This window comes from Pseudomonas sp. SDO5591_S426, assembly GCF_054070755.1.
Genome location: NZ_JBSVXD010000215.1, coordinates 1 through 8,720, shown reverse-complemented (window position 1 = coordinate 8,720; position 8,720 = coordinate 1). Strand labels below are relative to the sequence as shown.

Annotated in this window: 8 protein-coding genes; 2 read left to right on the top strand and 6 right to left on the bottom strand. The window is 60.0% G+C overall.

Annotated features, from left to right (window positions below):
- Positions 1–50: 50 nt before the first annotated feature.
- From ACW9JC_RS26425 to ACW9JC_RS26400, 6 genes are all read right to left on the bottom strand, one after another.
- On the bottom strand, positions 51–1,061 hold the full coding sequence (locus tag ACW9JC_RS26425; RefSeq protein WP_457458670.1) for an ABC transporter substrate-binding protein: 1,011 nt from the start codon (positions 1,059–1,061) through the stop codon (positions 51–53).
- A 13-nt stretch (positions 1,062–1,074) separates the two neighbouring features.
- Positions 1,075–1,758: a peroxiredoxin-like family protein gene (locus ACW9JC_RS26420; RefSeq protein ID WP_457458668.1), complete on the bottom strand. Its 684-nt coding sequence runs from the start codon at positions 1,756–1,758 to the stop codon at positions 1,075–1,077.
- Positions 1,755–3,107, bottom strand: a complete 1,353-nt coding sequence (locus ACW9JC_RS26415; RefSeq protein WP_457458666.1) for an LLM class flavin-dependent oxidoreductase — start codon at positions 3,105–3,107, stop codon at positions 1,755–1,757. Before ACW9JC_RS26415 ends, ACW9JC_RS26420 begins: the two co-directional genes overlap by 4 nt.
- A 27-nt stretch (positions 3,108–3,134) precedes the next feature.
- A complete protein-coding gene (locus ACW9JC_RS26410; protein ID WP_457458664.1) occupies positions 3,135–4,097 on the bottom strand; it encodes an ABC transporter substrate-binding protein in 963 nt (320 codons plus the stop codon).
- Positions 4,098–4,429: 332 nt separating this feature from the next.
- Entirely contained in the window at positions 4,430–6,013 is a 1,584-nt protein-coding gene (locus ACW9JC_RS26405) for a rhodanese homology domain-containing protein (RefSeq protein WP_457458662.1), read from the bottom strand.
- Entirely contained in the window at positions 6,010–6,618 is a 609-nt protein-coding gene (locus ACW9JC_RS26400; protein WP_448107579.1) for a cysteine dioxygenase, read from the bottom strand. Before ACW9JC_RS26400 ends, ACW9JC_RS26405 begins: the two co-directional genes overlap by 4 nt.
- Before the next feature lie 230 nt (positions 6,619–6,848).
- Here ACW9JC_RS26400 and ACW9JC_RS26395 point away from each other — a divergent pair, with 230 nt between their 5' ends.
- Together ACW9JC_RS26395 and ACW9JC_RS26390 are read left to right on the top strand one after the other, a co-directional pair.
- The gene (locus ACW9JC_RS26395) at positions 6,849–7,754 is read left to right on the top strand and encodes a LysR family transcriptional regulator (protein WP_457458661.1); all 906 of its coding nucleotides are present in this window, start codon (positions 6,849–6,851) and stop codon (positions 7,752–7,754) included.
- A gap of 122 nt (positions 7,755–7,876) precedes the next feature.
- On the top strand, positions 7,877–8,671 hold the full coding sequence (locus ACW9JC_RS26390) for a class II aldolase/adducin family protein (protein WP_457458659.1): 795 nt from the start codon (positions 7,877–7,879) through the stop codon (positions 8,669–8,671).
- Positions 8,672–8,720 lie beyond the last annotated feature (49 nt).

Sequence of the window (8,720 nt, the reverse complement as noted above, 5' to 3'; positions counted from 1 at the left end):
AAAAGATCGCAGCCTGCGGCAGCTCCTACAGGGTCAGGGTTCGGCCTGACTCACAATGGCAGCAACGGAAAGTTTTTGTCCCATAACGGGCTGACATCGAGCCGCTCGCTCAACACCCCCGCGTCGAAAAACAGGTCCGCGACTTCTTGCTGCGAGGCGATGGCCTGATCGTTCACTTCGATGATTCGCGAGGCCTGGCTGCGGTTGTTGTACATGTCGAGGAACACGCTTTTGTCGACGCCCAACAGCTGCGCCGATTTGGCGGCCCAGGGCTCGGGGTTGTTGTTGATCCACTCCAGCGTGCGTGCCTGTCGTTGCAAGTAGTCTTGAATGGCCTGCTTGCGCAGCGGGTCTTCCAGTGCGGCGGGGCGCGCGGCGATCAGGTAGTTGCCGGACAAATACCCCAGCGCGGTTTTCAGTACACGAGCGCCACTGCGGAACTTCGCCAACTGAATGAACACGCCGTAGATCACCCAGGCATCGAGTTGCCCGCTCTGGAAAGCGCTGAAGCCGTCCTGAGGCGTGAGCGCCACCGCGGTGATGTCCTTCATGGTCAAGCCCTGTTCTTTCAGCGCCTTGATCAGGAAGTAGTGCGAGGTGGTGGAGCGCACGTAGCCAACCCGCTTGCCGCGCAACTGCCCGACCGATTCGATGGTCGAGTCCTTGGGAATCAGGAACACCTGATTGTTGACGTCGCCTTGCAGCACCGCGACCAGCTTCGGTTGGCGGTGACTCTGGATCGAGAAGATCGGCGGGATCTCGCTCATCCCGCCCACGTCCAGACTGCCCGAGGCCAACGCTTCGACGATCAGGTTGCCGCCGGCGAATTCCGCGTATTCAACTTTGTAAGGGGTATTGGCGGTGCCGGCGTCTTCGGTGAAGTACGAGTCCTGGCCGCGATAGGTGGCGACGCCCAGGGTCAGGTCCGACAGGCTGTTCGCTTTGGCGAATGCACGGGAATTCAGTCCCAGTGAGGACAGCCCCAACGCGCCAACGGCGATCGAGCTGGCCGTGAGAAAGCCGCGACGACTGAACTGTCCCTGTGTGATCTTTTTCGTCATGGTCAGGCTCTTGTCAGATGGCGATTTGCACGGGTGTTTGTCCGAGCAGTTGTTCGACCGCGTGCAGTATCGGGGCGGCTTCGCTGCGCACCAGCCAGTCCGGGCTGACCTCGGCGAAAGCCACCGTGCCGTCCCGGGCGATGACCACGACGGTCGGTTGCGGCAACTCCCAGGTGCCAGTGCCGGTGGTTTCACCGATGCTGTTGCCCTTGGCCAATGCGGCTTTGCGCGAGGCCTCGTCGAAGCTGTAGAGAATCCCCAGGCGACGGCCCAGTTGATTGTCAGGGTCGCTGGCCACTTGCAGTTCAAGGTTGTGGCGGGTCTTGATCTCTATCAAGCGTTCCGGCACTTGCGGGCTGATCGCCACCAGCGGTACGCCGAGTGCGTGCAGTTGTGCATAGAGCTGGCGCTGGTAATAGGGCAGGGCGATGTTGCAGGCAGGGCAACCGGCGAAGCGGAAGAAAATCAGCACCGCCGGCCCCTTGGCCAGCAACTCGTCACGGCTCAGGCTGCCGCCTTCGACGGGCAATAATGTGAAGGGCTCAAGGGAATCGCCGACCTTGACGAAGTCTGCGGCCCTGGCTTCATCCACCAGACGCTGACGTTGGTCTATGTTGATCTGCAGAGCCGCCAGCTCCCAGGTCGCCACGCGTTGTGCATGCAAATCCGCCAGCAATTGATTGAGGGATTCGCTCATGCCAGTGCCTCGCTTTTTTCCCGAGCCTTGAGGCTGGTTTGCGCATGACGATTGGCAGGCACTTGCAGCCCGAAGTTGTCGCGCAGGGTGTTGCCGCTGTACTCGTCACGGAACAGGCCGCGTTGCTGCAGAACCGGCACCACCTGTTCAGTGAAAAATTGCAGACCGTCAGGCAGCAGCGAGTTGATGATGAAACCGTCTGCCGCGCCTTCCTCGAACCATTTTTGAAGCGCGTCGGCGACTTGCTCGGGCGTGCCGACGAAGTCGCGACGTGGCCTTGAGAAGCGCAGGGCGACTTCACGCAAGGTCAAGCCTTCGTCCTTGGCCAGTTGTTTGATCCGGTCCGATCCGCCTTTCTGGCTGTTCGACCCCAGGTCGCCCAACTCGGGGAACGGCGCATCCAGTGGGTATTGGCTGAAATCGTGGTCATTGAACGGGCGGCCGAGGGCGACGATTGCGTCTTCGATCGTCACCAGATCCACGGCTTGCTGATAGCGGCTTTCCACTTCGGCTGCATCGCGGCCAACGATCGGACGGATGCCCGGCAGGATCGACAGGTTCTGCGGATCGCGCCCGAAACCGGCAGCGCGTTTTTTCAGGTCCTGATAGTAGGCGCGCGCATCATCGAAACCTTCGGGGCTGACGAAAATCGCATCGGAGTTTTCCGCGGCGAAATTGCGTCCGGCCTCAGAGGTACCGGCCTGGAAAATCACTGGCTGGCCTTGCTGCGAACGGGAAATGTTGAGCGGGCCTTTCACCGAGAAAAATTCGCCCTTGTGTTCCAGGGCATGCAGTTTGCCGGGGGTAAAGAACTCGCCGCTTTGCTTGTCGTAGGCAAAGGCATCGTCTTCCCAGGAATCCCACAGGCCCTTGACCACATTCACATGCTCTTTGGCGATGCGGTAGCGCACGGCGTGGGGCGGGTGTTCGGTCTTGCCGAAGTTGTCGGCGGTGCCGCTGAGCCAGGACGTCACTACGTTCCAGCCGGCGCGACCACCGCTGATGTGATCCAGTGAGGCGAACTGACGGGCGACCTGGAACGGCTCGGTGTAGCTGACCGTGACGGTCGCCACCAGACCGATGTTGTGGGTAGTGGCCGCCAGCGCCGAAAGAATGGTCAACGGTTCGAAGCGGTTGAGGTAGTGCGGGCTGGATTTTTCGTGGATGTGCAGGCTGTCGGCGATGAACACGAAATCGAACTTGGCCGCCTCGGCCAGATGAGCCTGCTGCTGGTAGAAACCAAAGTTCACGCTGGCGTTGGGCTGGGCCTGCGGGTGGCGCCATTCGCCCCATCCGTGACCGACGCCATGGACCATTGCACCGAGTTTCAGTTGGCGTTGTTTGCTCATGGTGTTACTCCTTTATCCGTCGCAGCGTTAGCGGGATGCCTGGTTGAGTGGGGAGCGCTTGGCGTTGAAGCTCTTGTCGAAGCCTTGGGAGACGTCGATGTGTTTGCCGAGAATTCCTTCTTGCTGGTAGATGTCGGCGGTGGTTTGCAGACCGCCGATGACCTGGTCGTCAATCTCCACCGGTTGCATGTGCGTGCCTTTGGCCACGGCGATGTGCACGTCCAGCGGCAGGCCGGTGACGCGCGCCTGGGCGGCGGCATATTCCTCGGGGTGGGCGTTGGTCCAGCGGTAGGCGCGATCGACCCGGGCGATGAAATCGTCGAGTTGCTGGCGTTTGTTGGCGATGGCCTGGCTGGTGGCGGCGAAGTACAAATGATTGGTCAGCAGCTTTTCGCCGCTGACCAGCACCTTGGCCTGGCTTTGGGTGGTGGAAATGGTGGTGTAGGGATCCCACGTCGACCAGGCGTCCGCGCTGCCGTTGTCCAGCAGGATTCGCGACTCGCTCGGCAGCAGGTAGATGAACTGCACGTCCTGAGTGCTCAGGCCGGCACTGCGCAAGGCTTTGATCGCCAGGAAGTGCCCGATGGAACCGCGGGTGGTGACGATCTTTTTGCCTTTCAGGTCGCTGGCGGTGTTCAGCGGTGAATCCTTGGGCGCGAGGATGGCGGTGGTGTAGCGACCTTCGGCATGCACGATGCTGACGACCTTGATCGGCGCACCGGCGCCGAGGGCGAATACGTAAGGCGCATCGCCCAGCGCGCCGATATCCACGGCGCCGGCATTCAGCGCTTCGCCGAGGGGAGCGGCAGCCGGAAACTCGGAGAACTGGATGTCGTAAGGCACGTTCTTCAGCTCGCCGGAGACTTCCAGCAGCACTTTGATCGTGGATTTCTGATTGGCCACCAGCAACGGTTGCAGATCGGCGGCGTGGCTGGATGCAGCGAAGCCAAGGGTGCAAAAGAGGCTCAACAACAGCGATTTTGGTGACATAAGAACTCCGGGCGGGTGTTGCGCTTCGTGTTGCCTCCGCCTGGAGAAGGGGTCGGTCCGTAATTGAAGTTATCTCTATAAGAACCGGCTGTGAAATTCTTTCTGGTTATAAGCTAATTATGAAGTTAGCTGATTATTTCTATGATGATTATTAAATAAATGCATTTAGTGTAGCGCTGCTTCCGTAGCAGCTGCCGAAGGCTGCGTCCGGCTGCGCAGCAGTCATAGGTTTCAGTCAGTGCGGGGCATCAGTCACACCATGCACTGAGGGTTTACGACTGCTTCGCAGCTGAACGCAGCCTCGCACGCTCGACAGCTGCTACGGGAAGCTGTTAGATCACGAAAAAGCCATGGGTGCCGTCGCGGGCCAGTTGGTCGACCAGTCCGAACTCCCAGTCCAGGTAGGCTTGCATGGCTTCGCGGGGGTTGTCGGTGCCTTCATAAGGTCGGCGATAGCGGTCGATGCGTGGCGAAGCCAGGCGGGCTTCGCCTTCCTCGAGCGGCAGTTGCGCGGCGATCCAGCTGGCCGTGCCGCCCTTGAGCAGGAACACTGCTTTGCCGGTCAACGCCTCGACCTCTGCCACCGCCAGTCGAGCCAGTTGGCTGCTGCCGCAGGTCAGCACGTAGCGTTCTGCTGGCGGCACCTTGGCCAACGCTTCGCGCAGTTGCCCGCGCAAGGCCCACCACGCACCGGGGATATGGCGTTTGACGTAGTTGGCGCTGCTGGTGAAATCCAGCACGGCGATGTCGTCATGGCTCAACCACTGCGCCAACGTCTCGGGGCTGATTTCCTCGGCCTGGCGTGGCGCGGGGACGGGCGCCTGCCACGCACCTTTTTCGCTGAAGTGCGCTGACTGCACGTCATCAAGCACATGCACTTCCCAGCCCAGTTGCGCGAGCCAGGACGCCGACATGTTGGCCCGCACGCCATCGTCGTCGACCAGCACCAGACGTGCGCCGCGCACACTGGCGAAATGGTCGGTTTCCTGCACCAGTTGACCGCCGGGTGTGGAGCGGGCGGCGGGCAGGTGACCGGCTTCGAATTCTTCGGGGGTGCGTACATCGAACAGATAAGTGCTGCGGGTCTGCTCCTGCTGCCAGCGCTGCAAGTCTGCCAGCGTGGCGCGACCCACCAGCGCTTTGTCGGCGACGCGACGGGCATCGCCGGCGGCAATTTGCCGATGCTCTTCGCTGGTGGGCGCGAAGCGGCGCGATTGGCCGTGCTGAAGTTTTTGCCCGGCCAGGGTCCAGCCGATGGTGCCGTTGCGCAAGGCCGAAACCGGGTTGGCGATGCCGGAGTTTATCAATGACTGAGTGCCGATGATGCTGCGGGTGCGACCGGCGCAGTTGACGATAATGCGCGTGGCTGGGTCCGGCGCCAGTTCCCGGGCACGCAACACCAGTTCGGCCCCCGGTACGCTGATCCCGGTGGGAATGCTCATGGTCTGGTATTCATCGAAACGCCGGGCATCGAGTACTACCACGTCGGCTTCGCTGTCGAGCAGTGCCTGGACTTCCTCCGCCGCCAGTGACGGCGTGTGTCGTTGGCTTTCCACCAGTTCGCCGAAGGCTTTACTCGGCACGTTGACGTCGATGAACAACTCGCCACCGGCGCGCCGCCAACCGTCCAGCCCGCCGTCGAGCAGGCTGACATTGAGGTAGCCCAACGCTTGCAAACGCTGAGCGGCGATGCTCGCCAGGCCTTCGCCATTGTCGTAGACGGTCACCTGGGTATCGCGCCTTGGAATCCGCGAATACACCTCAAGCTCAAGTTTCGACAATGGAATGTTGGCCGCGAACAGCGGGTGCGATTCGGCGAAGGGCGCTTCTTCGCGCACATCCACCAGTGCCAGTTCTTCACGGTTCAACAGGGCTTGGCGTATTTCGGCGTAAGTGCGGGTGGGTGCAGTACTCATAGGGCTTGGCTCTCTTTGGACAAATCCCAGATGTTGGGGAGGAAGGCATTGGAATAGCCGGAGATGAACAGCTTCTCGCTGCCGTCGGGCTGATACACCGCGCGGCGCACCGCCCCGATGTTGGCGCCGTAGACATGGATGCTGATCGAGACCTGATCATCAAAGGCGTTGCTGACCTGGTGAATGTCACCGATTTTGGGCGACACCGCTTCAACCTGACCCGGCCGCAGTTGTACCCGGCCACCGTCGGCGATCAGGCTCCCGTCGCTGCTGCGCTGGAAACCTTGCGAGTACTCGGCGCCGCGCAACATGCCGATCAACCCCCAGACCCGATGGTCATGGATCGGCGTGCTTTGCCCCGGCCCCCAGACAAAACTGACGATACTGAACCGCTGCCGTGAATCGGCATGCAGCAGGTATTGCTGATAGCGCTCGGGGTCTGGTCGGGCAAAGTCTTCGGGCAGCCAGTCATCATGGCTGACCAATTGACTGAGTAGCTTGCCGCCACGATGCAACAGATCGCCCTCGCGAGGGTTACTGTCGATCAATTCCGCCAAGGCGCCTATGAATGCTCTGAGTCTCTCCGGGTGTCGGGCCTGGGTCATGGCGATTCCATCGTTCGTTGTGAAAGTTGACCCTTTGATTTAAGCATAATGTTTTATATCAATATGCGATTGTTTAATGATTAGGTTATAGCTGAAAGGAATTTATAACCCTATCGCATAGCGCCAGAAACTATTGATCGATCACCCGGCGTGGGGCGGGCTATCCTTCTCTTGCCAATGGAACTATGCTTTTCAGACATCTTAATGACTGTTCTCTATGTGCGGGCCAAATGAAAATTGATGATATCGACGCCTTCGTCGAAGTGATTCGTTGCCAGTCCATCAGCCATGCCGCCGAGTCGCTGCAACTGACTCAGCCGGCCATCACGCGGCGCGTGCAGAACTTTGAGCAGGCGTTGGGTGTGGAGTTGTTCGATCGCAACACCAAACCGCTCAAGCCCACGCTGATCGGGACGCGGGTGTATGAACAGTGCCGGGTGATCCTGCGGGAAATGGATGCGCTGCGCGAATTGGTTGCTACCGACGCGCCGCCTACCGGGCTGCTCCGCCTGGGCGTTCCGCAAACCATTGGCGATGTGGTGCTACTCGATGCGCTCAAGCATCTGCGCATCGAGTACCCCGACCTGCGCGCTCAGGTGGCCACGGGCTGGGGCAGTCAATTGGTCGGCAAGATCGAGCGTGGTGAACTGGACGCGGCGGCGGCCCTGTTCCCGGCCGGCAAGATTTTCCCCGACAACATTATCGGCGAGTCGATCGGCAAGATGGAGCTGGTGGTGGTATGTGCCAAATCCCAATTGCCCAAGCGTCCGTGCAAGCTTGCTGACATTTATCAGCATGGCTGGATTCTCAACCCCGATGGCTGCGGCTTCCGCGCGGGGTTGCAACGAACCTTGTCGGACCAGGGCCTGGCCCTGAGAGTGAACCTGGAAACCTTCGGCACCGAACTGCAACTGGGGCTGGTCGCCGATGGCCTGGGACTGGGATTGGTGCCGCGTCCGTTGCTGGAGCGCAGCGCCCATTTCGACCAGTTGGCGGTGATGCCGCTCAAGGATTTCAAACCGGTGATGGACCTGTGGCTGATCTATCCGCACTTCCTTGGCAATCTGCAAGGACCGGTGGATGCCTTTGGCAAACTGGTCGCCGGATCGCTGCAAAAGATCAAGAGTGCAGCGTGACGCCCGGCTGGGAATATCATGAAAAAAAATAATAATTAGCTTAGATTAAAATGTGCTTTTTATTATTTTTTGCCTTCCCATAGGCTTGCTGGAGTCCTTAAGGCCATCCAGGAAGTTTTGCCATGAGTAGCGTCAGTCCATTGTCCAGCGTCTCGAAAAATGTTCGTCAACGCGTCACGCCCGAAGAATGGGAAGTGCGTGTAAAACTGGCCGCGGCCTATCGGTTGGCGGCCCAGTTCAAGTGGACCGACCACATCTACACGCATTTTTCCGCGCGGGTGCCGGGGCCGGACGAACATTTCCTGATCAATGCCTTCGGGTTGTTGTTCGATGAAATCAGCGCCTCGAATCTGGTCAAGGTCGACATCGATGGCAGCATCGTCGATGACCCGACTGGCCTGGGCATCAACCCTGCCGGTTATGTGATTCACAGCGCGATTCACGCGGCACGTCCCGACCTGCAAGCCGTCCTGCATACCCATACCCGCGACGGTATTGCGGTGTCTGCTCAGCGCGATGGGTTATTGCCGATTTCCCAGCATTCGATCGGTTTTTCCGGGCGGGTGGCCTATCACGGTTACGAGGGTGTGGCACTGGATCTGGACGAGCGCGAGCGTCTGGTGGCGGATCTGGGGGATAAGAGTGTGTTGATCCTGCGCAATCACGGCTTGCTCACCGCGGGCGTCAGCGTTGAGCACGCGTTTCAACAGCTGCATGGTCTTGAGCGGGCGTGCAACATTCAGATCGCGGCGCAGGCTGCTGGCAACGTCGAATTGATTTTCCCTCCGGCCGAAGTGGTGGCCAAGGTCGAGAAGCAGGCCGAGGTGTTCAAGAGCGGCACCGGACCGGGCGTGGCGCGGCACTGGGATGCGCTGATCCGTCAGTTGGAGCGTAGTGATACGTCTTACAAGGAATAGCTGAAGGCAGATCAAAAGATCGCAGCCTGCGGCAGCTCCTACAGGTTTC